Origin of the sequence: Sulfitobacter sp. 1A15299 (assembly GCF_043556915.1) — a bacterium.
Taxonomy (GTDB): Bacteria; Pseudomonadota; Alphaproteobacteria; order Rhodobacterales; family Rhodobacteraceae; genus Sulfitobacter.
The window spans coordinates 53,330-77,143 of sequence record NZ_JBIFFJ010000010.1 but is presented as its reverse complement, the minus strand read 5'-3'; the positions used below and the strand labels follow the sequence as shown (position 1 = coordinate 77,143).

Annotated in this window: 23 protein-coding genes and 1 pseudogene; 15 read left to right on the top strand and 9 right to left on the bottom strand. The window is 59.9% G+C overall.

Annotated elements, in window-relative coordinates; genetic code table 11:
* Positions 1-41 precede the first annotated feature (41 nt).
* The 3 genes from ACGYK7_RS11940 (at position 42) to ACGYK7_RS11930 (ending at position 3,090) form a co-directional block, all read left to right on the top strand.
* Positions 42-800, top strand: coding sequence for an electron transfer flavoprotein subunit beta/FixA family protein (locus ACGYK7_RS11940; RefSeq protein WP_090029138.1), 759 nt, complete (start codon positions 42-44; stop codon positions 798-800).
* Positions 800-1,726 carry an electron transfer flavoprotein subunit alpha/FixB family protein gene (locus tag ACGYK7_RS11935; RefSeq protein WP_152467191.1) on the top strand — a complete coding sequence of 309 codons (927 nt, stop codon included), beginning with the start codon at positions 800-802 and terminating at the stop codon, positions 1,724-1,726. Before ACGYK7_RS11940 ends, ACGYK7_RS11935 begins: the two co-directional genes overlap by 1 nt.
* A 206-nt stretch (positions 1,727-1,932) precedes the next feature.
* On the top strand, positions 1,933-3,090 hold the full coding sequence (locus ACGYK7_RS11930) for an acyl-CoA dehydrogenase family protein (protein WP_081979662.1): 1,158 nt from the start codon (positions 1,933-1,935) through the stop codon (positions 3,088-3,090).
* Between the two features lie 21 nt (positions 3,091-3,111).
* On the opposite strand, the gene ACGYK7_RS11925 is transcribed toward ACGYK7_RS11930, so the two are convergent.
* A complete protein-coding gene (locus ACGYK7_RS11925) occupies positions 3,112-4,242 on the bottom strand; it encodes a CaiB/BaiF CoA transferase family protein (RefSeq protein ID WP_394402443.1) in 1,131 nt (376 codons plus the stop codon).
* 66 nt (positions 4,243-4,308) lie between these two features.
* Positions 4,309-5,454: a CaiB/BaiF CoA-transferase family protein gene (locus tag ACGYK7_RS11920; protein ID WP_152467193.1), complete on the bottom strand. Its 1,146-nt coding sequence runs from the start codon at positions 5,452-5,454 to the stop codon at positions 4,309-4,311.
* Positions 5,455-5,558: 104 nt separating this feature from the next.
* Here ACGYK7_RS11920 and ACGYK7_RS11915 point away from each other — a divergent pair, with 104 nt between their 5' ends.
* The 10 genes from ACGYK7_RS11915 to ACGYK7_RS11870 all read left to right on the top strand — a co-directional run bounded on the left by ACGYK7_RS11915 (position 5,559) and on the right by ACGYK7_RS11870 (position 14,669).
* Positions 5,559-5,936, top strand: coding sequence for a Zn-ribbon domain-containing OB-fold protein (locus tag ACGYK7_RS11915; protein ID WP_152467115.1), 378 nt, complete (start codon positions 5,559-5,561; stop codon positions 5,934-5,936).
* A 3-nt stretch (positions 5,937-5,939) separates the two neighbouring features.
* Complete coding sequence (locus ACGYK7_RS11910) at positions 5,940-7,091, top strand: thiolase (RefSeq protein WP_152467116.1); 1,152 nt, start codon at positions 5,940-5,942, stop codon at positions 7,089-7,091.
* Between the two features lie 23 nt (positions 7,092-7,114).
* Entirely contained in the window at positions 7,115-7,972 is an 858-nt protein-coding gene (locus ACGYK7_RS11905; protein WP_172975947.1) for a MaoC/PaaZ C-terminal domain-containing protein, read from the top strand.
* 10 nt (positions 7,973-7,982) lie between these two features.
* Entirely contained in the window at positions 7,983-9,119 is a 1,137-nt protein-coding gene (locus ACGYK7_RS11900) for a CaiB/BaiF CoA-transferase family protein (RefSeq protein WP_152467117.1), read from the top strand.
* Positions 9,120-9,182: 63 nt separating this feature from the next.
* Positions 9,183-9,902, top strand: coding sequence for a transglutaminase family protein (locus ACGYK7_RS11895; RefSeq protein WP_152467118.1), 720 nt, complete (start codon positions 9,183-9,185; stop codon positions 9,900-9,902).
* Positions 9,899-10,348 carry a MaoC family dehydratase gene (locus ACGYK7_RS11890; protein WP_136340184.1) on the top strand — a complete coding sequence of 150 codons (450 nt, stop codon included), beginning with the start codon at positions 9,899-9,901 and terminating at the stop codon, positions 10,346-10,348. Before ACGYK7_RS11895 ends, ACGYK7_RS11890 begins: the two co-directional genes overlap by 4 nt.
* On the top strand, positions 10,335-11,459 hold the full coding sequence (locus ACGYK7_RS11885) for an acyl-CoA dehydrogenase family protein (protein WP_136340185.1): 1,125 nt from the start codon (positions 10,335-10,337) through the stop codon (positions 11,457-11,459). Before ACGYK7_RS11890 ends, ACGYK7_RS11885 begins: the two co-directional genes overlap by 14 nt.
* Positions 11,456-12,607: an acyl-CoA dehydrogenase family protein gene (locus ACGYK7_RS11880; RefSeq protein WP_152467119.1), complete on the top strand. Its 1,152-nt coding sequence runs from the start codon at positions 11,456-11,458 to the stop codon at positions 12,605-12,607. Before ACGYK7_RS11885 ends, ACGYK7_RS11880 begins: the two co-directional genes overlap by 4 nt.
* 28 nt (positions 12,608-12,635) lie before the next feature.
* Positions 12,636-13,445 carry an enoyl-CoA hydratase/isomerase family protein gene (locus ACGYK7_RS11875; protein WP_028095226.1) on the top strand — a complete coding sequence of 270 codons (810 nt, stop codon included), beginning with the start codon at positions 12,636-12,638 and terminating at the stop codon, positions 13,443-13,445.
* Between the two features lie 27 nt (positions 13,446-13,472).
* Positions 13,473-14,669, top strand: a complete 1,197-nt coding sequence (locus ACGYK7_RS11870) for a phenylacetate--CoA ligase family protein (protein ID WP_232237126.1) — start codon at positions 13,473-13,475, stop codon at positions 14,667-14,669.
* 225 nt (positions 14,670-14,894) lie between these two features.
* Here the strand turns inward: ACGYK7_RS11870 and ACGYK7_RS11865 are convergent, their stop codons facing one another.
* Positions 14,895-15,872: an FAD-binding oxidoreductase gene (locus ACGYK7_RS11865; protein WP_168733229.1), complete on the bottom strand. Its 978-nt coding sequence runs from the start codon at positions 15,870-15,872 to the stop codon at positions 14,895-14,897.
* Between ACGYK7_RS11865 and ACGYK7_RS11860 the strand changes: the two are divergent.
* Positions 15,823-16,344, top strand: a pseudogene (locus ACGYK7_RS11860) (SDR family NAD(P)-dependent oxidoreductase); the annotation flags it as partial. The gene ACGYK7_RS11865 and the pseudogene ACGYK7_RS11860 sit on opposite strands and share 50 nt — an antisense overlap.
* Before the next feature lie 146 nt (positions 16,345-16,490).
* Here the strand turns inward: ACGYK7_RS11860 and ACGYK7_RS11855 are convergent.
* The 3 genes from ACGYK7_RS11855 to ACGYK7_RS11845 are packed head-to-tail and all read right to left on the bottom strand — an operon-like array spanning position 16,491 to position 19,717.
* The gene (locus ACGYK7_RS11855) at positions 16,491-17,657 is read right to left on the bottom strand and encodes an acyl-CoA dehydrogenase family protein (RefSeq protein WP_136340189.1); all 1,167 of its coding nucleotides are present in this window, start codon (positions 17,655-17,657) and stop codon (positions 16,491-16,493) included.
* Between the two features lie 16 nt (positions 17,658-17,673).
* Positions 17,674-18,912: a thiolase family protein gene (locus ACGYK7_RS11850; RefSeq protein ID WP_152467122.1), complete on the bottom strand. Its 1,239-nt coding sequence runs from the start codon at positions 18,910-18,912 to the stop codon at positions 17,674-17,676.
* Positions 18,913-18,928: 16 nt separating this feature from the next.
* The gene (locus tag ACGYK7_RS11845) at positions 18,929-19,717 is read right to left on the bottom strand and encodes an enoyl-CoA hydratase/isomerase family protein (protein ID WP_152467123.1); all 789 of its coding nucleotides are present in this window, start codon (positions 19,715-19,717) and stop codon (positions 18,929-18,931) included.
* Positions 19,718-19,758: 41 nt separating this feature from the next.
* On the opposite strand from ACGYK7_RS11845, the gene ACGYK7_RS11840 reads away from it, so the two are divergent.
* Positions 19,759-20,934, top strand: coding sequence for a CaiB/BaiF CoA-transferase family protein (locus ACGYK7_RS11840; RefSeq protein WP_276155042.1), 1,176 nt, complete (start codon positions 19,759-19,761; stop codon positions 20,932-20,934).
* A gap of 25 nt (positions 20,935-20,959) precedes the next feature.
* Here ACGYK7_RS11840 and ACGYK7_RS11835 read toward each other — a convergent pair whose 3' ends face one another.
* From ACGYK7_RS11835 to ACGYK7_RS11825, 3 genes are all read right to left on the bottom strand, one after another.
* Entirely contained in the window at positions 20,960-21,748 is a 789-nt protein-coding gene (locus tag ACGYK7_RS11835; protein WP_043753691.1) for an SDR family NAD(P)-dependent oxidoreductase, read from the bottom strand.
* 12 nt (positions 21,749-21,760) lie between these two features.
* Complete coding sequence (locus ACGYK7_RS11830) at positions 21,761-22,552, bottom strand: ABC transporter ATP-binding protein (RefSeq protein ID WP_028288589.1); 792 nt, start codon at positions 22,550-22,552, stop codon at positions 21,761-21,763.
* A gap of 61 nt (positions 22,553-22,613) precedes the next feature.
* A complete protein-coding gene (locus ACGYK7_RS11825) occupies positions 22,614-23,783 on the bottom strand; it encodes an ABC transporter substrate-binding protein (RefSeq protein ID WP_232237124.1) in 1,170 nt (389 codons plus the stop codon).
* Positions 23,784-23,814: the final 31 nt, after the last annotated feature.

Below are 23,814 nucleotides of genomic sequence, written 5' to 3'. Positions count from 1 at the left end.
TCGGTTGAAACCTTATCGCAAAACTCAAGGAGCCCACGCCAATGAAGGTACTCGTGCCTGTGAAACGCGTGATCGACTACAACGTGAAGGTCCGCGTCAAGGCGGATGGCAGCGGTGTCGATCTCGCCAACGTTAAGATGTCGATGAACCCGTTCGACGAAATCGCCGTTGAAGAGGCGATCCGCCTGAAAGAGGCGGGAAAAGCCGAAGAGGTCGTCGCGGTATCCATCGGCGTCAAACAGGCGCAGGAAACCCTGCGCACCGCACTGGCCATGGGCGCCGACCGCGCCATCCTGGTCGTCGCAGCGGATGACGTGCACCAGGATATCGAGCCGCTGGCAGTGGCCAAGATCCTTGCCAAGGTCGTGGAAGAGGAACAGCCCGGTCTGGTTCTCTGCGGCAAGCAGGCGATCGACAACGACATGAATGCCACCGGCCAGATGCTGTCGGCGATCCTCGGTTGGAGCCAGGCGACCTTTGCCTCGGAAGTGGGCATCGATGGCGACAGCGCCGTCGTCACCCGCGAGGTCGATGGCGGCCTGCAGACCATCAAGGTCAAGATGCCGACCGTCGTTTCCGTCGACCTGCGCCTGAACGAACCGCGCTATGCGTCGCTGCCCAACATCATGAAGGCCAAGAAAAAGCCGCTGGATGAAAAGACCGCCGCCGATTACGGCGTCGACGTCACCCCGCGCCTGACCGTGGTCAAGACGTCCGAGCCGGCCGAACGCGCCGCCGGTGAAATGGTTGGCTCGGTCGACGAGCTGGTTGCGAAACTCAAGGAAAAGGGGGCGGTGTGATGGCTGTTCTTCTTCTTGCCGAAGTCAACAATGGTGAACTGTCGATGGACGCGACCGCAAAGGCGGTCACCGCGTCCAAGGCCCTGGGCGACGTGACGGTTCTGTGCGCCGGCGCATCCGCCGCCGACGCCGCGAAAGAAGCCGCGACAATTGATGGCGTGGCCAAGGTGCTGGTCGCCGAAGACCCCGCGCTGGGTCATCGCCTGGCGGAATCGACCGCCGACCTGATCGTGTCGCTGGCAGGCGATTACGATCACATCGTGGCGCCCGCCACCACCGACGCCAAGAACGTGCTGCCCCGCGTGGCCGCGCTGCTGGACGTGATGATGCTGACCGACGTCTCGGGCGTGGTCGATGCCGACACGTTCGAGCGCCCGATCTATGCAGGTAACGCGATCCAGACGGTGAAATCGGGCGACGCGAAAAAGGTCGTGTCCTTCCGCACCGCCAGCTTCGACGCGGCCGGCACCGGTGGCTCGGCCGCCGTGGAAACCGTGGGCGGGGCCTCCGCTTCGGGCCTGTCGGAATGGGTCGAAGACAAGGTCGCCGAAAGCGACCGTCCCGAACTGACCTCGGCCGGTATCGTGGTGTCGGGCGGCCGTGGCGTCGGCTCGGAAGACGATTTCGCGCTGATCGAGAAACTGGCCGACAAGCTGGGCGCCGCCGTTGGCGCATCCCGCGCCGCCGTCGACTCGGGCTTTGCACCGAACGACTGGCAGGTTGGCCAGACCGGCAAGGTGGTCGCGCCTGACCTGTATATTGCCGTCGGCATCTCGGGTGCGATCCAGCACCTTGCGGGCATGAAGGACAGCAAGATCATCGTCGCGATCAACAAGGACGAAGAGGCCCCGATCTTCCAGGTGGCCGATTACGGTCTGGTCGCCGACCTGTTCGAAGCTGTGCCTGAACTGACCGACAAGCTGTAAGTCCATTGCAAAAATTACAAAAAGGCCCGCCTGTTTTGTCGGGCCTTTTTGTACGAGCCGAATGGGCGGCGCGTTGATTGGAAAAATCCGGATGCGCACGGTCCGAAGCCGTGTGACGCTCCGTCAGAACGGCTCGGGTTCATTGTCGAGAAAAAAAACACTTGTTAGATTTCATCAATGCAAGCATGACTCGATAGGAATAAAACATGTCTCTGATCAAGAACTCCCCGAGTTGGGCAGTGGATGAACACAAGATGTTCGCCGATAGTACACGCAGGCTTTTCGATGCAGAGATGGCTCCGAAGATTGAAAAATGGGCGGAGCAGGGAATTGTTGACCGCGACTTCTGGAAAACAGTCGGTCAGCAGGGTGTCATGGGTGGCTCGATTGCCGAAGAATATGGTGGTTTCGGTGGCGGCATCGGGTTCGACGCGATTACCGTCTACGAGCAGGGGCGCACCGGTGATACGGGTTGGGGCTATGGGATTCAGTCCATCGTAATCCATTATCTCAACGCATATGGCAGTGAGGAACAGAAGAAAAAGTGGTTGCCGAAACTGGTCAGCGGCGACAGCGTTGCGGCGATTGCCATGACCGAGCCTGGAACGGGCTCTGACCTCCAGAACGTACAAACCTATGCGGAAAAGGATGGCAACCACTACAAGATCAACGGTTCGAAGATCTTTATCACAAACGGGCACACGGCGGATCTCGTTGTTATCGTGGCAAAGACCGATCGCAACGCCGGCGCCAAGGGCGTTTCGTTGATCGTTCTGGAAACCGAGGGCGCCGAGGGCTTTCGCCGGGGACGGAACCTGAAGAAACTGGGTATGAAAGGTTCGGATACTGCTGAGCTGTTCTTCGAGGATGTGCGCGTGCCCACGGCGAACCTGCTTGGTCCGGAAGAGGGGCAGGGGTTCTACCAGCTGATGAAGCAGCTGCCTTGGGAGCGGCTGATGATCGGCATTACCGCGCTCGGTTTTATTGATTTTGCGATCGATGAAACGGTGAAATATGTTCAGGACCGCAAGGCATTTGGAAGCCGGATCATGGACTTCCAGAATACACGCTTCAAACTGGCGGAATGCAAAACCAAGGCCGAATTGCTACGTTCTTTCGTAAATGACGGGCTCGCGCGTCTTGAAGCGGGCGAACTTGATGCGGCCACGGCTTCGATGGCGAAATGGTGGGGCAGCCAGACGCAGAACGAGGTCATGCATGAATGCCTGCAACTGCACGGCGGTTACGGTTTCATGATGGAATACCCCATCGCGCGACTTTATGCCGACAGCAGGGTCCAGATGATCTATGGCGGCACCAACGAGATCATGAAGGAACTGATCGCACGCTCGATGGATGTTTGATCCGTCCGGTGCCGGGTGGGGCTATTCCCTGCCCGGTCCCAGAATTTCGTCGCTGTGTTCCCCAAGTCGCGGGGCCGGGCGATGATCATGTCGCGCAGGGGTCGCCGAAAAGCGAGCCGGCGGGCGTGTCGTCCAGATCGCACCTTCGGTCGGGTGATCAATCCGTTGAAAGAACCCGGTTGCGGCAAGATGGGGATCGTTCGGCAAATCTGACAGGTTGCGCACTGGCATGGCGGGTATGTCGGCCTGCTCCATGAGGTCAAGCCACTCATCTGTGGTCCGGGTCAGCGCAATCTGCGCCACCATATCGTATACTGCGCCGATGTTGCGGCTTCGGGCATCCATGTCAGTGACCCAGACATGGTCGATCATGTCGTCGCGCCCGACCGCCTGAAAGAACCGCGCCCATTGCACGTTGGTGTAGGGCAGAATGGTGATGTAGCCATCTGCGGTCTGAACCGGACGCCGGTGCGGAACCAGCATGCGGGCATAGCCGAAATCCTGCGGAGTCTCCTCGAAGGTGGCGCCATCCATGTGTTCGGCCAGCAGGAAGGCGGCCAGCGTCTCAAACATCGGAACTTCGACATGCTGGGCCTGTCCCGTACGCTCGCGGTGGAACAGGGCGCCCATCACGGCATAGGCGGCGGTCACGCCGCCAAGCTTGTCGGCCAGAATTGTCGGGGCATAAGCGGGCGGTGCCTCGGGGTCGCGCAAGGTTGCCAGGCTGGCCAATCCCGACACCGACTGGACGGAATCGTCGAATGCTGGCTTGGCGGCATAGGGCCCGTCCTGTCCGAAACCGGTGGCGGATACCGTGATCAGGTTCGGGTTTTCCTGGCGCAGGGTTTCGGGATCCAAAGACAATCTGGCAAGCGCCGCAGGCCGGATGCTCGAAATCATCACATCGGCATCGATGAGCAGTTTGCGCAACTGATCGAGACCGGTTTGTGTTTTGAGGTCGAGTACGACACTGCGCTTGTTACGGTTGGTCCCCAGAAAAGCGGCCCCCATCAGCTTGTTGCGCGATGGCTGGACCTGGCGAAGAAGATCGCCCTCGGGGCCTTCCACCTTGATCACATCGGCCCCCAGATCGCCCAGCATCTGCGTCGCCAAAGGTCCGAAAACTACAGAAGTCAGATCGACGATCTTCACGTCTTGAAGGATCGCCGGATTGTTCTCATCGGTCATTTGATTGTCCACTTAGTTGCCTACCGTTTTTTATGAACAACGGCCGAACTCGGCGCGAAGGGCCTTGCCTTGCGCATCGAAGGCCGGGCAGGGGCCCAGTGCCGTTTCGCCGAGGCTGCGCCGGATCGGGGGGGTCGGGACGTTGATTTCACCGGAAGGCGTGCGAATTACGGACCGGTCAAGCTGGGGGTGACCGGACAGGGTCGCCACGTCGTTCACCGCGCCCGAGGCAATGCCCGCAGCGTCAAGCCGCTTCAGCATCTCGGCGCGGTCATGCGAGGCGAACACGTCCTTGATGAGAACTTCGAGCGCGGGTTTGTTTTCAATTCGCGACGTGTTGTCATGGAACCGGGGGTCGGTTGCCAAAGCCGCATCGCCCAGTATGTGTTCACAGAACCGTTGCCATTCGCCGTTGTGTTGCACGGTAATGACGACAAGCTGACCGTCCTTGCATTCATAGGCCCCGTACGGGCAAATGACCGTGTGGTTCAGTCCGACACGAGGTGTCGGCTTGCCAAGGTAATCGTGATACAGCAGTGGAACCGACATCCAGTCGGCCATCACATCAAACATTGCCACGGAAACGCCGCTGCCCTTGCCGGTGCGATCACGCCCGACAAGTGCTTCGCAGATTCCAGCATGGGCTGTCATACCGGTGGCGATATCGCAGACCGACACGCCCACCCGTCCTGGTCCGTCGGGTGTACCGGTCACTGATGCCAGACCGCTCTCGCATTGCACCAGAAGGTCATAGGCCTTGGCGTTGCGCATCGGGCCGTCTTCGCCATATCCGGTGATGTCGCAGGTCACTAGACGCGGGAAGCTCTCTCGCAGACTCGCGGAATCGAGCCCCAGCTTGGCCAGCGCGCCCGGCAGCAGGTTCTGAATAAACACATCTGCGTTTTCCAGCATCCTGAGCAGGATTTCACGGTCTTCGTCGGCTTTAATGTCCAAGGCGACCGATTCTTTGCCTCGGTTCAGCCATGTGAAATAGGCGCTTTCACCGTTGGCGGCGGTATCGTAGGCGCGGGCGAAATCGCCTGCGCCCTTGCGTTCGATCTTGATCACGCGCGCGCCGGCGTCGGCCAGCCGCGAGGAGCAAAAAGGCGCAGCGACTGCCTGTTCCAGCGCAACGACGAGTTTGCCGGAAAGGGGGGCTAAGTCTGAACCTGACATGAGTTTCTCTCAATTGATCCTGAAAGGTTGACTAAATCTAACAATTGTTAGAAAGATTATCAATACGCTTGAACAAAGACTGGGTCGCTTGAAGGAGAACGCCTATGCAGGATGCCAAAGGACCAGACCAGCTTTTCCAACGCGCGCTGGCAGAGGGAGAGATCCTGCTGCCCAAGTGCGACGACTGCGGGGCCTATCACTTTTTCCCGCGAGTCCTGTGTCCACATTGTCATGGCGCCGCGATTTCGTGGAAGCAGGCCACCGGCAAGGGACGGGTCTACACCACAACCGTCGTGCGCCGCAGCCAAAACCGCGGTGGCGACTACAACGTGTGCATGGTCGAGCTTCAAGAGGGCGTTCGAATGATGAGCCGGGTCGAAGACATTGCACCGGGTGAGGTCGCCATCGACATGGCTGTAACCGCTTTCGTGGGCGAGGCCGAGGGTGTTCCGGCCGTGCTCTTCAAGCCGTCGGAGGTATAAGTCATGACCACAGAACTTCGGGGGAAATCCGCCATCGTGGGAACCGGTCATGCCGGTTTCGGAGAAGCCCATGGCCTGACGGCCTATGATGTCATGGCGCAATCTGCGCTTGCGGCGCTTGGCGATGCCGGGCTGAAACTGTCCGACGTCGACGGGCTGTTCTGCACCATGATGGAAGACAGCATGCCGGCGCTTATGGCGGCGGAGTATCTGGGCATCCAGCCCCGTTTCATTGATGGCACGATGTCGGGCGGTTCGTCCTTCGTAAACTACCTGACGTCCGCGACCATGGCGCTTGATGCCGGTCTGTGTGATGTCGCTCTTATCGTCTATGGCTCCAACCAGCGCACCGCATCGGGCAGACTCGTGACCGCTTCACGTCCGCCGGCCTACGAGGCGCCATATAATCCGCGCTATCCGATCTCGGCCTATGCGATGGCCGCAGCCCGGCACATGCATGAATATGGCACCACCCGAGAGCAGCTGGCCGACGTGGCCGTTGCTGCGCGGGCATGGGCACAACACAACCCCGAAGCGTTCGAGCGCGGCCCGCTGACCCGAGAAGACGTGTTGGGCGCGCGCATGGTGGGCGATCCATTGACCGTGCGCGACTGTTGTCTTGTCACCGACGGCGGTGGCGCGATCGTGATGGTCCGCGCGGACCGCGCACGGGATTTCCCCAAGGTGCCTGTCTATGTGCTGGGCAGTGCGACGGCAAGCTCGCACCGGCAGATTTCCCAGATGAAGGATTTCACCGTGACCGCGGCCCGCGACTCGGGCGCGCGCGCCTTTGCGGCGGCCGGAGTGACCCCTGCGGATATCCAGGCGGTCGAGCTCTATGATGCCTTCACCATCAACACGATTTTGTTTCTCGAAGATCTTGGGTTCTGCGCCAAGGGCGAGGGAGGGGCCTTTGTCGAGGGCGGACGCATCGCGCCTGGCGGCGTCTTGCCGGTGAACACGAATGGCGGCGGCCTGTCCTGCGTGCACCCCGGGATGTACGGCATCTTCACAGTGATCGAGGCTGCTCGTCAGATCCGTGGCGACGCGCCGGGCATTCAGTCGAAGGATATCGACCTGGCGCTGGCGCATGGCAACGGCGGTGTGCTGTCCAGCCAGGTCACGGCGATACTTGGATCGCAAAACACGCTCTGACGGCAACTAAGGGAGGAAAGTAAATGCCATTGGATTTCGAGGCACTGTCGAACTGGGACTTTGAGGAAATCGAACAGACGCTGACCGAGCGGGATACCATCCTGTATGCACTCGGCCTTGGGTTCGGCGAGGATCCGACCGACAAAAAGGAGCTGGCCTATGTCTATGAGGACGGGCTCAAGGCAGTTCCCTCGATGGCGGTCATTTTGGGGTATCCCGGCTTCTGGCTGCGCGATCCCAAGACCGGCGTAAACTGGCAAAAAGTGCTGCACGGAGAACAGTGGCTCGACATCTACAAGCCGCTGCCGACACATGGCCGGATTGTCGGCCGCAGCAAGATCGACTTCATCGCCGACAAGGGCGAGGGCAAGGGAGCCGTCATTTACCAAAGCCGTGATATTATCGACGCGGACAGCGGTGAAAAACTGGCGCGCGTGGCGATGTCGGCTTTCTGTCGCGGTGATGGGGGGTTCGGCGGTGAGAACCAGGCAGGTCCGGCACCCGCAGTGCTACCTGACCGGGCGCCTGATCACATATGTGATATCGATACCCTGCCCCGCCAAGCCCTTATTTATCGTCTCAGCGGTGATTTCAATCCGCTTCACGCTGACCCGGATGTGGCCCGTTCTGTCGGGTTCGACCGCCCGATCCTGCATGGTCTGGCGACCTATGGGCTGGCGGCCCGGGCGATTCTAAAGACGTTGCTTGACTATGATTCTGCCCGGCTTGTCGGTCTGGATGTTCGGTTCTCGGCTCCGGTCTATCCCGGCGAAACCGTGCGGTTCGAAATCTGGGAAGAGGACGGCGAGGTCCGGTTTCGAGCGTCTATTCCTGCACGCGACGTGGTTGTTCTGAACAACGGCGCAGCGCGCTTCGCCTGAGGCAATGAAGATGGCTCAACCTCTCAAGGATATCCTGGTGCTGGATTTCAGCACCCTTCTTCCCGGTCCGATGGCGACGCTCATGCTGTCCGAGGCCGGCGCCGAAGTGATCAAGTTCGAACGGCCCGGAGTCGGCGAGGACGCGCGCCAAACCGAGCCCAGGATCGACGGAGAGAGCATCGGATTTGCCGTGTTGAACCACGGCAAGCGATCGGTGGCCATCGACCTCAAGTCAAGGGGCGCAGTGGAACGTCTGCGCCCTTTGATCGAGAAGGCCGATGTTCTGGTAGAGCAGTTTCGTCCCGGCGTGATGGACCGGCTGGGGCTTGGTTATGAAGCGTTGCGAAAGATCAATCCCGGTCTCATCTATTGTTCGATCACCGGCTATGGCCAGACCGGACCAAAGGCCAGCGCCGCCGGCCACGATCTCAACTACGTCGGTGATGCGGGTATCCTGTCGCTCAGTCGCGGACCGGATGACCAGCCAACAGCCCCGTTCGGGCTGGTCGCCGATATCGGAGGCGGAACCTATCCTGCGGTGATGAATATCCTGCTGGCCCTGATTGCGCGGCAGGCAAGCGGGCAGGGGACGCATCTGGATATCGCAATGGCCGAGGGGGCGTTCGCCTTTGCCTATTGGGCCCATGCCGAAGGTGTGATTGCCGGGCAGAACATCGAAAGCGGTTGCAGCCGTCTGACGGGTGGCCTGGCCCGTTATCGGCTTTATACGGCTGCGGACGGGCGTCAGATCGCCGTCGGCGCGTTGGAAGAAAAGTTCTGGCAGTCGTTCTGCGATGTCATTGGTTTGCCGGTGGCCCTTCGCGATGACTGGTCCGATCCAAATGCCTGTGCCGCAGAGGTTGCACGTCGTCTGAGGGAACACCCCTCGACCCATTGGGAGCCTTTGCTGGCTGCGGCAGATTGCTGCTGTTCGGTCGTGAAGACGCCCGCCGAGGCGGCGCGTGGCCCGCATTTCAAAGCGCGTGACGTGTTCGGGCGGACCGTAAAAATCTCCGGCCGGGACGCGCCCGCTTTGCCGCTGCCAATTGCCCCGGAGTTCCGTTCTTCCGGAAATTCGGTCGGAGTTGCAGCCACTCTGGGCGAAGACAATACGCGTTATGGCTTGGACCAACCAAAGACAGAGTAAATCCCGTTGACGGGCAGGTTTTGAATCGGTAATCTAACAATTGTTAGAAAAAAGGAGGGTCCAATGGACAAGTCTGACGATGACCTGCCGACTGAAGCTGAGCGTTATGTCATGCCATCGCGCTTTGTGGAAAGCGATAGCTTGGAAGTGCAGGGTTTCGTGACATCGGCTTTGCGTGATCTTCCTGTGGGCGCAACCAATCGAGATAAGGCGATCCGCCTGTTCGAAGCGGTGCGCGACGATATTCGCTATGATCCCTATTGTTTTGCGCTGGATGAGGACTCTTACCGTGCCAGCCGTATCGCTGGGGCGGAAGCGGCGTTTTGCGTTCCCAAGGCAATTCTTCTGGCGGCTTGTTTGCGTGCTGTGGGTATCCCTGCCGCTCTGGGGTTCGCGGATGTGCGCAACCACCTGAATACACCCAAGTTGCAGGAGTTGATGGGGACCGATCTCTTTATCTACCACGGCTATGTTCAGCTGTGGTTGGGGAATGAGGCCTACAAGGTGACACCTGCATTCAACATGGAACTGTGTGAAAGATTCGGGGTCAAACCCCTGGTCTTCGACGGCTATCACGACGCGCTCTTTCATGAGTTCGACGAACAGAATCACCGGCACATGGAATATGTGAACGACCGTGGTCTCTATTTCGACGCGCCGATGGGTGAGTTCCTGGTGGCGTTCAAGCAAACCTATCCGAAGCTGGAAGAATTCAACCGCATCCGAATATCCAAGGATGCGAGCGGATACGATGACGGTTTCGCAAAGGAGGGTGCCTCTTGAGGTATCTGGAAGACTTCTCGCCGGGCCAAGTCTATCGCTTTCGCAGCGCTCCGATGAGCGCGGATTCAATAAAGGCCTTTGCCAAGGAATGGGATCCGCAGCGGCTGCACACCGATGAAGACTATGCAACCGCCATACATGGCAGCCTGATCGCCTCGGGCTTTCAGACCATGCTTGAGGTGTTCAAGCCGGTCATGACCGAGATGATGGTCGATGTTGCCAATATCGGCGGCATGGGCTTTGACAATTTGCGCTGGCTGCGGCCTGTGCACCCGAACGAACCCCTTGATGTCGAACTGACGGTCAACTCGGTCACACCGTCAAAAAGCAAGCCCGACAGAGGTGTTTTGCACTATACGCTCAGCGCCAGAAACCCCGAGGGCGAGGTCGTTTTTTCGACCGACACCCCCGTGATGATCCAGCGAAAACAAAATGACACAAACTGATATCCTTTCCAGCGAACAAGAAGACCTTCGCCTGTTGCGCGAGAGCGTGCGCACGTTGTTTGAACGGGCGGGCGGAAGTGACAGAGCCCGACAACTCCGTGATGCCGGGGGCGGTTTCGATCCGGAGATGGTCCGGGAACTGGCCGAGGCCGGTGTTTTCGGCGTGGCGGTGCCCGAAGATCAGGGCGGGCTTGGCATGGGCCTAGCCGCCGGGGGTGTCATCGCCGAGGAAGTCGGCCGTGTGATTGCCCCGGAACCGGTCGTGTCGACGATCGGTCTGAGCCTCGGCCTTCTGCGCCGCCTTTGTCCGGATCATCCGAAGATGGCACAGCTCATCGGCGGCGAAATTTCATTGGCGGTTGCCTGGCAGGAACGCGGCCCCGACGGGGCGCCTGCCGATGCGACCTGCCGATACGCGGACGGAAAGCTGACCGGTAGCAAGGCCTGGGTCGTCGGTGCGATCGGTTCGCACGGGTTCCTTGTCGTGGCCGAACAGGATGATGGTCCGGTTCTGGTTCTGGCTGAGGCAGACGCGCAGGGGCTTGTCATCGACAAGCGGACGCAGGCGGATGGCAGCTCTCTGGGCGAGCTTTCGTTTTCGGGAACTCCGGCCGCGGAATTGGCCAGCAGCGGTGCGGTTCTCACTGCACTGGCCGAGGCTGTCGCCGATGCAACGGCGCTTGCCGCGGCCGAGCTTGTCGGCCTGAGCGAGCGCGCCTTCGAGATCACGCTCGACTACATCAAGACGCGGGAGCAGTTCGACAAGCCGATCGGATCATTCCAGGTCATCCAGCACCGTGCCGTCGACCTCAACGTGATGTGCGAGGTCGCGCAGGCCGGAGTGCGGGAGGCGCTTGCGCAGATGGACAGCGAAACCGATCCGAAGGTTCGGGCCCCGATTGCCAGCCGCGCCAAAGCGCGCGCCGTCACGGCCGCCAAGAAAATCACCCGCGACGCCATCCAGCTGCACGGGGCCGTCGGGTACACGGATGAGTTCGATATCGGGCTCTACCTGAACCGGGCGCTGGTGCTGTCGGCCTGGTTGGGCGACGATGCCTATCACAGGCGGATATGGTTCGAGGCACGCGAAGCAGAGGGGGCAGCACAATGACCGACTGGAACGCTATGACCGATGCAGAGTTCCGCAAAGAAGTGCGCCAGTTCTTCGAGGCGGAATATCCCGAGGAGCTGCGTCACCTGCCGCACCGACCGAAGTTCGCCGAGATCGAACATTGGCACCGCAAGCTTCACGCCAAGGGCTGGGTCGCGCCAGCCTGGCCCGCTGAATTCGGCGGTATGGGGCTGAACGCCGCCAAGTTGCTGATCTTTTACGAAGAGCAGCAGCGCTGGGGCGTCAATCGCGGCCGCGACATGGGCGTGCAGATGGTCGGGCCGCTGATCATCAAATTCGGCACCCAGGAACAAAAAGATTACTGGCTGCCGCGTATCCTGAGTTGCGAAGATATCTGGTGTCAGGGCTATTCGGAACCCGGCGCCGGGTCCGATCTGGCGAACCTGCGCACACGCGCAGAGATTGACGGCGACGACTTTGTCATCAACGGACAGAAGATCTGGACCACGATGGCGCATGACGCCACGCATATTTTCATGCTGGTGCGCTCCGATCCCGATGCGCCGAAGAAACAGCAGGGCATCAGTTTCCTGCTCGCTCCGATGGATCAACCCGGAGTCGAGGTGCGCACCATCACGACCCTGTCGGGCGAGACCGAGTTTTGCGAGGTCTTCTTTGACAATGCACGGACGCCCCGCGAGAACCTCGTGGGCGAGCTGAACAAGGGTTGGACGATGGCCAAGGCTCTCTTGAGCTTCGAACGCATTTTCATCGGTTCGCCAAGTCTGGCCCAGAACGCTCTGGGACAGCTTGAAAGCTTTGCCCGTGGCCGTGGCGCGTTTGACGATCCGGTGTTCCGTGACCGCTTTGCCCAGGCGGCACTGGATGTGGAAGATCATGCCGCGCTTTATGCCCGTTTTGCAGATCAGCTCAAACGTGGCGAGACGCTCGGTGCGGATGTGTCCATGCTGAAGATTTGGGTGACTGAATGCTTCCAGCGCATCACCGAGCTGATGATCGAAGCAGCCGGTCCCGATGGCGGCTCCATCGGGCCGCTTCAGGTCGGCAACGTAAGTGTCGATGTTCTGGCGAGTTTCTACAAGGCCAGACCTACCACGATCTACGGTGGATCGAACGAAATCCAAAGAAACATCCTGTCCAAGGCCGTCCTGGGACTGCCTGGCTGACTCAATACCCCACGGAGGAAATAGAACCATGTCGGATCGTTATGCAAAATACGATAAACTGAAATTTGACTACCCGGCGGATCGCGTCCTGCGCATCACGTTCGACCGGCCCGAGACATTCAACTCGGTCGATGCCGAAACCCACACTCAGATGACGGACATGTGGATCGATATCGACCGTGACCCAGACATCAATTCGGTCATCGTGACCGGTGCGGGCAAGGCATTTTCCGCCGGGGGTGATTTCAGCCTGATCGAAAACATGATTGGCAATTCGCACGAGATCATGAAGACGTGGAAAGAAGCCAAGGATCTCGTCTATAACATCATCAACTGCAACAAGCCGATCATTTCCGCGATCAATGGCCCTGCGGCCGGCGCAGGCCTTGTGGTTGCCATCCTGGCCGACATCTCGATCGCCGGAAAGAAGGCCAAGATTGTCGATGGTCATCCCCGCCTTGGTGTTGCCGCCGGTGACGTCGCGGCGATTATCTGGCCGCTGCTGACCTCGATGGCCAAGGCGAAATACTATCTGATGACCTGCAAGCCGGTGTCGGGCGAAGAGGCCGAGCGTATCGGTCTGGTATCAATGTGCGTCGAGGATGACGAGCTGCAGCAGATCGCGCTGGATACAGCCGTCGAACTGGCCAACGGCTCGCAAAGCGCGATTCGCTGGACCAAGTATTCGCTGAACAACTGGCTGCGCCAGGCCGGGCCGATCTTTGATGCGTCGACCGCGCTGGAGATGCTTGGCTTCATGAGCGAGGACGTCAAGGAAGGTGTGTTGTCGCACCGCGAGAAGCGCGCGCCGAACTTCCGTAAGGACTGCCCGCTTTAACGCCCGATTGGACGAGGAGGCATGGAAATGTCTGATGATATCTACAAAGATATAGCTCAAGCCTATGCCGCTGCGGCCGAAAAAGCTCCTGGCCTGAAATCGCGATTTACGGCTGCCGGATTCGATCCGGCAGCTGTCACATCGGTGGCGGACCTCTCGCGTCTTCCAGTGATGAAAAAAGAAGAGCTTCTGAAGATCCAGCGCGAGAACCCGCCCTTTGGCGGGTTCCTGGCCTCGGATCTGAAGGATGTCGGGCGGATCTACGTGTCCCCCGGCCCGATTTTCGAACCGGCCCTTTCGGACGGTGGCGGCCACGGCCTTGACCGGCTGTTCAAGGCGGCAGGCGTGGGGCCGGGGGATATCATCCTGAACACCTGGATGTATCATCTGGTGCCCGCGGGGCTTTTGTTCGACGAAGCGGCACAGGCCGCAGGCGCCACGGTGATCCCCGGAGGCGTCGGCAATACGGAGCTTCAGGCACAGATCATCGCCGAAACCGGCGTGACTTCGATCTGCGCTTCGACCGCGTTTTTCCTGACGCTGGCGGACAAGGTGATCGAAACCTATGGCCGCGACGCATGGAAGGTGAAGACAGCCTTCCTCGGCGGTGAGATGGGCGACTGGATGGCCAAGCGCCGCCGGATCGAGGCCGAATACGGCGTGTCCACCTGGGCCGCCTATGCCACCGCCGATCTGGGCCTTGTCGCCTATGAGGATGGCGGCGAAGGCTACCTGGTTCATCCCGACCGCGTGGTGCAGATCTGCGATCCGGTCAGCGGCGAACAGGTCGCTCATGGCGAACCTGGCGAGGTTGTCGTGACCGCGCGCGATGCCACCTGGCCGATGATCCGGTTCGGCACCGGCGACAGCGCCTTTGCCCTGGAAAGCAACGCGGATGGCACCGTCAGCCGGATTTCAGCATTGCAGGGACGGGTCGGGGCAGCGGTCAAAGTGCGCGAGATTTTCGTTTATCCGCGCGTGGTTGAAGAAGTTGTCATCGGCACGCCGGGCGCAAAGGCCGCGCAGGCCGTGGTAACGCGCGAGAACGATCGCGACATGATCCGCCTCTCGCTTGTGCTGGAAGACGGTGCCGACGCTTCCGCCGCAGAAGCAGCCGCCGCTGATACCTTCAAACTGCATGCACGAATTCGTGCTGACGAGGTGAACATTGTTTCGGAACTACCCGAAAATGCAGAACTGATCGTCAACCAAAAAGACCGCTGAGATCGGGTTCTGTGCGCTTTGCCTGAATCCGACCTTTTAGCCGACACTGGCACGCGGGTTTTCGTGGACCCAAGACTTTCAACTTGGCGAAGGTCTTGGGGATCCCGGCCCCGCGCGCCCGTGGGGTGTCGCGGAAAGCGGCACAGGTCAAACGTGGTCGAAATCGACTGTCAGTTTTTTGGTTTTCGGACGGGCCTGGCAGGTCAGGACAAAGTTCTCCTTCAACTACCAAGGCTCCAAAGCATAGTTCAGCGTCATCTCTGCCTCGCCTTCGATAACTTTGGCGCGGCAGGTGGAACACATTGCGCCCTTGCAGCAATAGGGTAGTTCGATACCTGCTGCGGCGGCGGAGACCACGCTTTCCTGATCAGGTGTCATCACAAAGCTGCGGGCGGTGCCATCATGGATCGCCGTGACCTGAACTCCTTCTCCAGTGGCGGCTTCCGCCGTAAGCGGCGCAAGCGTGACGGTGGCGGTATTGTCAGCATCGGCGGGAGCGAACAGCTCGTCATGAAAACGGTTCTCTTCAACGCCTAGGTCGCGGAGCGCGGTCTTGAGTTCCTGAATCATCTCGGCGGGGCCGCAAAGAAAAGCATCTTCTATTTCTGCCGGAGCGAACAGGGCACCGGAGAACTTGCGCAGCTTTTCCGCATCAAGCCGGCCCGAGAATAGTGGGGAATCGGTGCCTTCGCGCGTCAGTGTATGAAAAAGAGAGAACCGTCCGGGATAGGTATCCTTGAGATCGTTCAATTCGTCGCGGAAGATGATGGAACTTAGCGTTCGACTGCCGTAAAAAAGGATGAAGTTGGCCCCGGCCTCGGTGGCAAGCACCGAGCGGATGATCGAAATGATTGGAGTAGTTCCACTGCCCGGGGCCAGGGCGAGATAGGTGCGTGGTCCGCCTTGTCGTATCTTTGATCCGAATGTGCCTTCGGGCGTCATGACATCAAGTTCGGTGCCCGGTGGCAGTTCGCTATGAACGAAAGAGGAAAACGCTCCGCCTTCCAGCAGCTTGACCAGAACGCGCAACTCGCCATCGTCTCGGCCGGAGCTGACCGAATAGCATCGCCGCACACCATCGATATCATCGGCACGGCGCAGCGTGACGTACTGGCCCGGGATGAATTGATAGTCGTCCGCCAGATCTTCGGGATTGGGCGAGCATTTCGCCGAACTGCTGGCGGGGCAGGATGTCGACGTCACATTGGCCGCCCGCCGCGTCGCCCGCTTGTCTGAGCTTTCCGCAAAGATAGCGGCGGAAGGGGGGCAGGCCGATGTGATAGAGATGGACGTGGCGGACCCGAAGTCGGTGGAAGCCGCGCTGAAGGGACGGGTCTTTGACACTGTCATCAACAATGCCGGAACGACGGCATCTCTTCCCGCATTGGAACACGGGCCGGCCGAAATCGACGCGATCATAGACACAAATCTCAAGGGCGCATTTCATGTCGCACGTATCGCCGCCAAAGCGATGATTGATGCCGGACGCGGGGGCTGTATCGTCAATGTCGCCTCGTTTCTGGGCACACGGGTGGCCAGCCATGTGTCCGCCTATGCCGCGTCCAAGGAAGGGCTGATTCAACTGACCCGGTCTCTGGCGCTTGAATGGGCGCGGCATGGCATCCGGGTGAATGCCATCTGCCCCGGTTATATCGAAACCGACCTGAACCGTGAGTTTTTTGCCACTGACGCGGGACAGGCATTGATCAAACGCGTCCCGCAGCGCCGGTTGGGGCATGATCCGTTGGCCGCCCCCCCCGGACCGGGGGCCTACGATAAGGCGACCGGGAATCCCCGGCCGCAATTCTTAGAGTCACGATTTCAGAACGCGTTAAGCCCGGTCAGGTTGCGCCCGATGACCAGTTTTTGGATTTCGGTGGTGCCATCGGGAATCGGCATGACCTTTGCATTGCGGAAGTGCCGTTCAACGTCGAACTCTTTGGTGATGCCGTTGCCGCCGTGGATCTGCACCGCTTTGCCGGCGATTTCGACGGCCATTTCGGTTGCATACCATTTCGCCATCGAGGTCTGGGTGTCACAGCGCACGCCCAGGTCCAGAAGTTGCAGCCCGCGCTGGCACAACAGGCGCGCGGCATCCAGGTGCGTGGCCATGTCGGCCAGGTAGCCTTGAATCAACTGGTGCCCGCCAATCGGCTTGCCATGCTGCTCGCGTTCCTGGGCATATTTGACCGCACATTCCAATGCCGCCTGACCAATGCCGATGCTGGTCAGGCCAACAAACACACGCGCGCTCTCAAACAGTTTCAACGTCTGGAACAGGCCGCCGCCTGCATTACCCAGAACATGCTCGGCGGTGGTTTCCGCCCGGTCGAAAAACAATTCACAGGTCGATGCACCGACAAGTCCCATCTTGCGCAATTCGCGGCTCTCATAGTTGCCGGTGTCGCGGTCGACGATGACCATGGAAATACCGTCGTCCAGATTGCAGACAACGATGGCGAAATCCGACTGGGCCCCATTGGAAATCCAGAGCTTCTGGCCAGTGACGAAAATCTTATCGCCCTCTCGGTCCGCACGTGTCTTGACCTCGCGTACGTTCGAACCGACCTCTGGTTCGGAAATACAGGTGGCACAGATCCGTTCGCTGCGCAGGAGCGGCTTCAGATAGGCCTCTTTCTGCGCCACATTTCCCAAGAGGTTGACCGCGAACACGGCATGACCCTGAATCAGCACCGCGATTGCCAGATCGGCCCATATCCGGGCCAGTTCCTCGTATAGGATGCCATAGGTCATGCGGTCGATTCCGGCACCGCCTTCCTCTTCGGGGATCAGGCCGCTGATCAGCCCGAATTCCTCGACCTTGGCGAACAGGGACTTCAGGGTTTTCGCATCGGGGGGGTGGCCGAGGTTCTCGTATTTCTCGGCCAGCGGCGCGAACTCTGCCTCGGCCATCTTGCGGAAGTTTTCCAGCAACATGCGTTGCTCATCTGTATAGATTGCCTGAGCGGCGGCGATCACGTTTTCCATGGTTCGTCTCCTTGTTTCAACGGCCCAGAATGATGACGCAGGCGGCCGCTTCTTCTACCCCGTGCAACCCCCCGCCGTTTTCGGCGATGGCATTCTTTGCCCCTTCGACCTGGCGCGCGCCAGCTTCGCCGCGCAGTTGCGTGACCAGTTCGAAAACCTGCCCTATCCCTGTGGCACCGACCGGGTGGCCCTTGGATTCCAACCCGCCCGAGGGGTTCACCGGAATGCGTCCGCCGATCTTTGTCTCGCCGCGCAGACTGGCGGGACCGCCCTCGCCGAATTCGACAAATCCGAGGTTCTCGATCTGGATCACTTCGCCCACGGCCGTGGCGTCATGCACTTCGGCCACCGATATATCCTCGGGGCCGATCCCGGCCTGTTCATAGGCCTCAAGCGCGGCAAGCCGGGTCAGGTGGTTCTTGTAATCTTCCGGCGGACGATCGGTGCCCGAGCGCAGGATCGCGGCCTTGACCTTGATCGCGCGCGCGGGATCTAGGCCCAGACGTTTTATCCCCTCGCCGGTGCATAAAACGGCCGCAGCGGCCCCGTCCGAGATCGGGGCGCACATCGGCAGGGTCAGCGGATAGGTGATCGGCGGCGCGGCCAATACCTGATCGACGCTCATGGCTTCTCGGTATTGCGCCAGTGGATTATGCACGGAATGCGCATGGTTCTTGGCGGCGACGGCGGCGAACTGTTCCTGAGTTGTGCCAAAGGTCTTCATGTGCAGCCGGGCGAAGCCTGCGTAGACATCCATGAACACGCTGTAGGGCTTGGGCGATTTCGATCCTTCGGGTTCCTCGACCCCTGCACCCAGATCGGCCAGCCGTTGCGCGACCTCTTCGCTGTTGCTGACGTCCCAGCCGCTGTCGAAGGCCGAAAACATCAACGCACGGTCGTCAGAATACATCTTTTCGGCGCCCACGGCGAGACAGCAGTCGCCATTGCCGGCCTTGAGGAAATCGACTGCCAGTTTGAACCCGGTCGAGGCGCTGGCGCAGGCGTTTTCGACATTCACCACCGGAATGCCCTGAATGCCCATTTCACGCAGCGCGATTTCGCCGCGGATCATGTGCTGGCCCTCCATGTGGCCCTGCACCGCGTTCGAGAAGAATGCGCCGTCGATACGATCTGCCGTCACTCGGGCATCGGAAAGCGCGGCGGCGACGGCCTCGCCGGTCATGTCCTTGATGGTTTTGTCCCGGAACTTTCCGAACGGCGTCATCCCGACGCCAACGATGTAAATGTCCTGCATCGTTTGTCCTCCTGACCTAGTATCCGCGAAACTGCGGTTTTCGTTTTTCATTGAACGCCGACAGACCCTCGTGCATGTCCCAGGATCGCATGTGCGCGCGCAGGTTCAGCATCTCTTCGGAAAGCGCGGCGGTTTCGTCCACGTCCAGCGACCGATTGGCAACCGTCTTCATGCGGCGTAAGACCGCCGGGCTTTTTTCTGCCAGCCTGTCGGTAAAGGCCTGCACCGCTTGTCGCAGGTCTTCGTCCGCGACGACCTTGTTCACCAGTCCCCAGTCCATCATGTCCCGTGCCGAAACGTTCTCGCCCGAGAACAGCAGGTATTTCGCGCGGTTCAGGCCAATCCTACGCGGCAGGATCGCCGCACCGCCGGCCCCGGGAAAGACGCCAAAGTTGGAATGTGCGTCGCCCAGTTGCGCGCTTTCGGCGGCAAAGACCAGATCGCAGGCCATCACCATTTCCAAACCGCCCGCCATCGCCAGCCCGTTCACTGCGGCGATCACCGGTTTCGGGCCATGTCGCATCAGCCCAAACGTGTGATCGACAAGATCCAGAAGATCCGGCTCGCCTGGTGCATGTTTGGCGCCAGCAACTTCTTTCAGATCGGCACCGGCGCAGAATGCCCGGCCAGAGCCGGTCAGGACAATTGTACGCACCCCATCGTCGGCCAGCGCCGATTCCAGTGCTGCCGCCATCTCGCGCAGCATCTGCGTTGACATTGCGTTGAGCTGTTCGGTGCGCTGGAAGGTAATCCATTCAGTTTTTTCGACCCGCTCAACGAATAGCGTCTGCTTTGCTTCACTCATGCTAAGCTCCTGATAATTATACATATTATTGGTTTTTCGCCTTGTCTTTTGCGGCGATTTGCGCTGCACTCGGGCGGACCCGCACGTGGAAAACAAAAGAGCTGGAGATTGATATGAGCACTACACCCCTGGCCGGCCTGAAAATTCTCAGCCTTGCCGAACAGTTTCCCGGTCCCTATGCCACAATGCTGTTGTCCGACATGGGAGCCGAGGTGATCATGATCGAACGACCGGGTGTCGGCGATCCGGCCCGGCAATTTCCGCCCTTGTTCCGGGCACTGAACCGAGGCAAGCGCAGCGTTGCGTTGGATCTGAAATCGGCCGAGGGGCTGGCACGGTTTCGCGAACTGGCCAAGGAATCGGATGTCATCGTCGAAGGGTTCCGCCCTGGCAAGCTTGCGGCCTTGGGTGCCGGTTTCGAGGACATGCGTCGTGTCAACTCGCGGCTGGTTTATGTATCGATTTCGGGTTACGGGCAGGACGGCCCCTATCGTGACAGGGCTGGCCATGACCTGAGCTATGAAGGGGTTGGCGGTTTGCTGGCCGATCAGGCCGATGCAAAGCAGCCCGGCCCTGTGCCGCCGATCCCCCTTGCGGATGTTGGCGCGGCGTTGTTCGCGGCGATCGCAATCCTGTCGGCGGTGGTGTCGAGCCAGCGCACAGGGCAGGGGCGTTACGTGGACGTGTCCATGTCGGATGCGGTGGTTTCGATGTTGACCGCATTCCTCGTTCCCGCCGCCAATGGAACACCGCTGGGCGAATTTATCGCCGAGCCGGGCTATGGCGTGTTCACCTGCAAAGACGGCAAGCTCTTGACCTTGTCCATCGCGCATGAGGACTGGTTCTGGAAACCGTTCTGCGATGTGATCAACAGGGCGGATCTTGCGCCGTTGACAGGCCGCGACCGTGTCGCCCGCAAGGCCGCGCTGCGCGAAGAAATCGCGGCGATTTTGGTCAACAAGACGCGCGCCGAATGGGGCGACCTTCTGGATAAGGCGGGGGTGCCATGGGGTCCGGTCAATTCCCTGGTCGAAACGTTGGACGACCCCCATGTGCGTGCGCGCCAGCTGCTGCGCAAGATTACGCATGACGGCGGCAAGGCCGAGACTTTTATTGTCCAGCCGTTGAAATTCGATGGTTTCGAAACCGCGATACCGGATCTGCCCCCCGAGCTCGGGGCAGATAATGACAGCGTTTTTTCGGACAGCTCCAACTAGAGGCGGCAGCCGTCCGATGGCGGCTCTAGCAGGCAAAAGAATACCCGCCATTCACCGGATAGGTTTGACCGGTGATCCAGCTGGCAGCATCCGAGCAGAGGAACAGGATCATTCCGGCGGGGTCTTCCGGCTCGCCCAGACGGCGGATCACGTACTGCGACAATGCCCGCTTCTCGGTCTCTGCATCCGGGATCAGGTCGGCGACAGCCGGAGTTCTTGTGCCCCCCAAGGCGACGCAATTCGCGGTGATCCCGAACCGGCCGCCGGCCTTTGCAATTGCCCGCATGAAGCCGGCCGCACCGGCCTTGGCCCCGGAATAAACCGCCAGATGCGGTTCACCGACACGGCCGGCGTCGGAAATGACGGTCACAATGCGCCCATAGCCACTGTTAACCATCAACGGCATGGCGTGACGGGTGCAGTTCAGCACCCCATCGAAATTGGTGGCCATCCAGCGGCGCCATTCGTCGGGATCGGATTCCCAAAAAGGGACCAGATCGTCGAGCCGCGATGTCGGCCCGGCGTTGCCCGCATTGTTGACCAGAATATCCACGCCGCCAAATGTGGTCTGCGTTTCGGCAAACGCCGCGCCAACCGCGTCGAAATCCGAGACGTCGAAGGCGAGTGGCAGAGCCTTTGCACCCGCTGCCTCCACTTCCGCGGCAACGCTTTCGGCCCGTTCGGCGTGAAAATCGTTGACAACGATGGCACCGGCTCCGTGTTCCGCCAGATAAAGCGCGGCTTGCCGACCAACGCCTTGCCCCGCTCCGGTTACAAATGCGGTACGACCTTTGATGGAAAGCAGGTTACTCATCTTCGTTCCTTTCTATCCCAGCCATCTCTTCCGGCGGCGATAGTGTTTGATATCTCGATAGCTTTTGCGCTCGCCCGATGCGGTGACGCCGAGATAGAATTCCTTGATGTCCTCGTTGTCAGCAAGCTTGTCGGCAGGGCCGTCCATCACGATCCGGCCGTTCTCCATCACATAGGCATAGTCGGCGATCGATAGCGCCGCGGCGCTGTTTTGTTCGACCAGGAAGAAGGTCGTGCCTTCTGACTTGAGCTGCTTGAGCACTTCATAAACATCCCGGATCATCATCGGGGCCAATCCCAACGACGGTTCGTCGATCGCGATGATCTTGGGGCTGGCCATCATGGCCCGGCCGATCAGCAGCAGTTGTTGTTCGCCACCAGACATGAAGCCAGAGGTGCGGTTGCGCAGGTCCGCAAGCCGGGGCATCAAGGTGTAAACATGGTCCAGGCGCTTTTTCAGCTCGGCGGAGTTGGGCACCATGTGCCCGCCGACGATCAGGTTTTGCTCTGACGTCAGATGCCGCAAAACGCGCCGCCCTTCCATCACATGGATGAGACCGTTCTTCACGACTTCCGAGGCTTCCATGTTCTGAATGGGAGTTCCGTCCAGAACGATGGACCCCGCCGAAACGGTTCCATCCTCGGATTTGAGCGTTCCCGAGATGGCTTTAAGCGTCGTGCTTTTTCCTGCGCCATTGCCACCGAGCAGAGCAACACATTGTCCCGCACGGACTGTCATGGACACGCCTTTGAGCGCCAGGATGACGTCGGAATATGTCACCTCTACGTTGTTGAGTTCCAGCATGGTCATATTGCCCGGGGCTAAGGATCAGAACGGGCGCCGCGACTGCGGCGCCCGGATTAATTCACCATTTCTCAACTTGCGGAACGTCGACACCCGTTGCCGCGATGGTGATTTTCCCATCTTTGACGGTGCCCACATTCACTTTGAGGCCTTCCAATGGGAACGGTGCTTCTGGCGTAAAGGACAAGGTCGGCAGGAACCCATGGGTTTCTTCGGTGGTGATCGGTTTGGCAAAAAGCGCCTCACGTACCATCTCTCCGGTCAGGCCCTCGGCGCCGTTCGCCTCGATCGCGTGATCGATCACGGTCACGGTATAGAGACCCTGAGATACGCCCATTGCGGTCACGACGTTCCAAGGTGCTTCGAGTCCGTAATCGGCAACCAATGTCTCGTAGAATTGTCGCGCGGGAGTGTCCTCATCGGCCGCAATCGCCATGCCGTAGGCTTCAAAGTCCCCCTCCATTTGCTCAAGCCCGCCAAGCGCGCCACCCGAGGCTGGAAGCCCGTTATGCGAACTCATCATGATCGGGATGTTCGCCCCGTTGGCCTGCAGCCCACGTTTCGCGGCAACCACGATAGAGGTGTTAGTTTGGATTACCAGCGCCTCGGCCCCGGCTCGTACAACGCGGCGCATTTGCCCCGTCAGATCGGTGGGTTGAACTTCGGTATAGATGACCTCGACGAGGTCGATCTCCTCGGGGTGCTCTTCGGCATAGAGTTCAAGGCCCTTTGCCATGTCGACATAGGCAGGCGATGCTTCGGAGGCGAGGATCGCAACCTTGAGCGGTTCGTCTCCTCCGCGCTGTTCACGCATCCAGTTCAGAAAGCCGACACTTTCGTGCGAATAGGTCGGGCGTGGGTTGAAAATCCAGGCATCCGGTTGCCAGGCAAAACCGTAGGCCGCTGTGGCCATGAACATCGGGATTTTGTCTTCCGGCAGGCGTTCGGAAAGGGCCGCGACGTCAGGCCCGCCGAGGCCGACAACCGCAATCGGGTCCAGTTCCGATTTGATCCCGGGCCAGAGACTTGCCACCTGTGCCGCGTCATAGCGGGTTTCGTAGTTTTTGTAGTTCAGCGTGACGCCAAGTTCCTTGCCGCGGGTTTCATTCCACCAGGTGAACACAGCTTCGCGTCCGCCTGCCAGGATGGGCATGATGTCAGCATAAGGGCCGGAAAAGTCCGACAGCAGGGCGAGATTATAGGTCTCTTCGGCCTGCGCCTTCAAAGGCATGGTCGCCGCGGCCGCCAAGGCAGCCGCTGCC

Coding starts and splice junctions, on each gene's coding strand:
- ACGYK7_RS11940 (WP_090029138.1), top strand. CDS start 42: ATGAAGGTACTCGTGCCTGTGAAACGCGTGATCGACTACAACGTGAAG.
- ACGYK7_RS11935 (WP_152467191.1), top strand. CDS start 800: ATGGCTGTTCTTCTTCTTGCCGAAGTCAACAATGGTGAACTGTCGATG.
- ACGYK7_RS11930 (WP_081979662.1), top strand. CDS start 1,933: ATGTCTCTGATCAAGAACTCCCCGAGTTGGGCAGTGGATGAACACAAG.
- ACGYK7_RS11920 (WP_152467193.1), bottom strand. CDS start 5,454: ATGTCAGGTTCAGACTTAGCCCCCCTTTCCGGCAAACTCGTCGTTGCG.
- ACGYK7_RS11915 (WP_152467115.1), top strand. CDS start 5,559: ATGCAGGATGCCAAAGGACCAGACCAGCTTTTCCAACGCGCGCTGGCA.
- ACGYK7_RS11910 (WP_152467116.1), top strand. CDS start 5,940: ATGACCACAGAACTTCGGGGGAAATCCGCCATCGTGGGAACCGGTCAT.
- ACGYK7_RS11905 (WP_172975947.1), top strand. CDS start 7,115: ATGCCATTGGATTTCGAGGCACTGTCGAACTGGGACTTTGAGGAAATC.
- ACGYK7_RS11900 (WP_152467117.1), top strand. CDS start 7,983: ATGGCTCAACCTCTCAAGGATATCCTGGTGCTGGATTTCAGCACCCTT.
- ACGYK7_RS11895 (WP_152467118.1), top strand. CDS start 9,183: ATGGACAAGTCTGACGATGACCTGCCGACTGAAGCTGAGCGTTATGTC.
- ACGYK7_RS11885 (WP_136340185.1), top strand. CDS start 10,335: ATGACACAAACTGATATCCTTTCCAGCGAACAAGAAGACCTTCGCCTG.
- ACGYK7_RS11880 (WP_152467119.1), top strand. CDS start 11,456: ATGACCGACTGGAACGCTATGACCGATGCAGAGTTCCGCAAAGAAGTG.
- ACGYK7_RS11875 (WP_028095226.1), top strand. CDS start 12,636: ATGTCGGATCGTTATGCAAAATACGATAAACTGAAATTTGACTACCCG.
- ACGYK7_RS11870 (WP_232237126.1), top strand. CDS start 13,473: ATGTCTGATGATATCTACAAAGATATAGCTCAAGCCTATGCCGCTGCG.
- ACGYK7_RS11855 (WP_136340189.1), bottom strand. CDS start 17,657: ATGGAAAACGTGATCGCCGCCGCTCAGGCAATCTATACAGATGAGCAA.
- ACGYK7_RS11850 (WP_152467122.1), bottom strand. CDS start 18,912: ATGCAGGACATTTACATCGTTGGCGTCGGGATGACGCCGTTCGGAAAG.
- ACGYK7_RS11845 (WP_152467123.1), bottom strand. CDS start 19,717: ATGAGTGAAGCAAAGCAGACGCTATTCGTTGAGCGGGTCGAAAAAACT.
- ACGYK7_RS11835 (WP_043753691.1), bottom strand. CDS start 21,748: ATGAGTAACCTGCTTTCCATCAAAGGTCGTACCGCATTTGTAACCGGA.
- ACGYK7_RS11830 (WP_028288589.1), bottom strand. CDS start 22,552: ATGCTGGAACTCAACAACGTAGAGGTGACATATTCCGACGTCATCCTG.
- ACGYK7_RS11825 (WP_232237124.1), bottom strand. CDS start 23,783: ATGCCTTTGAAGGCGCAGGCCGAAGAGACCTATAATCTCGCCCTGCTG.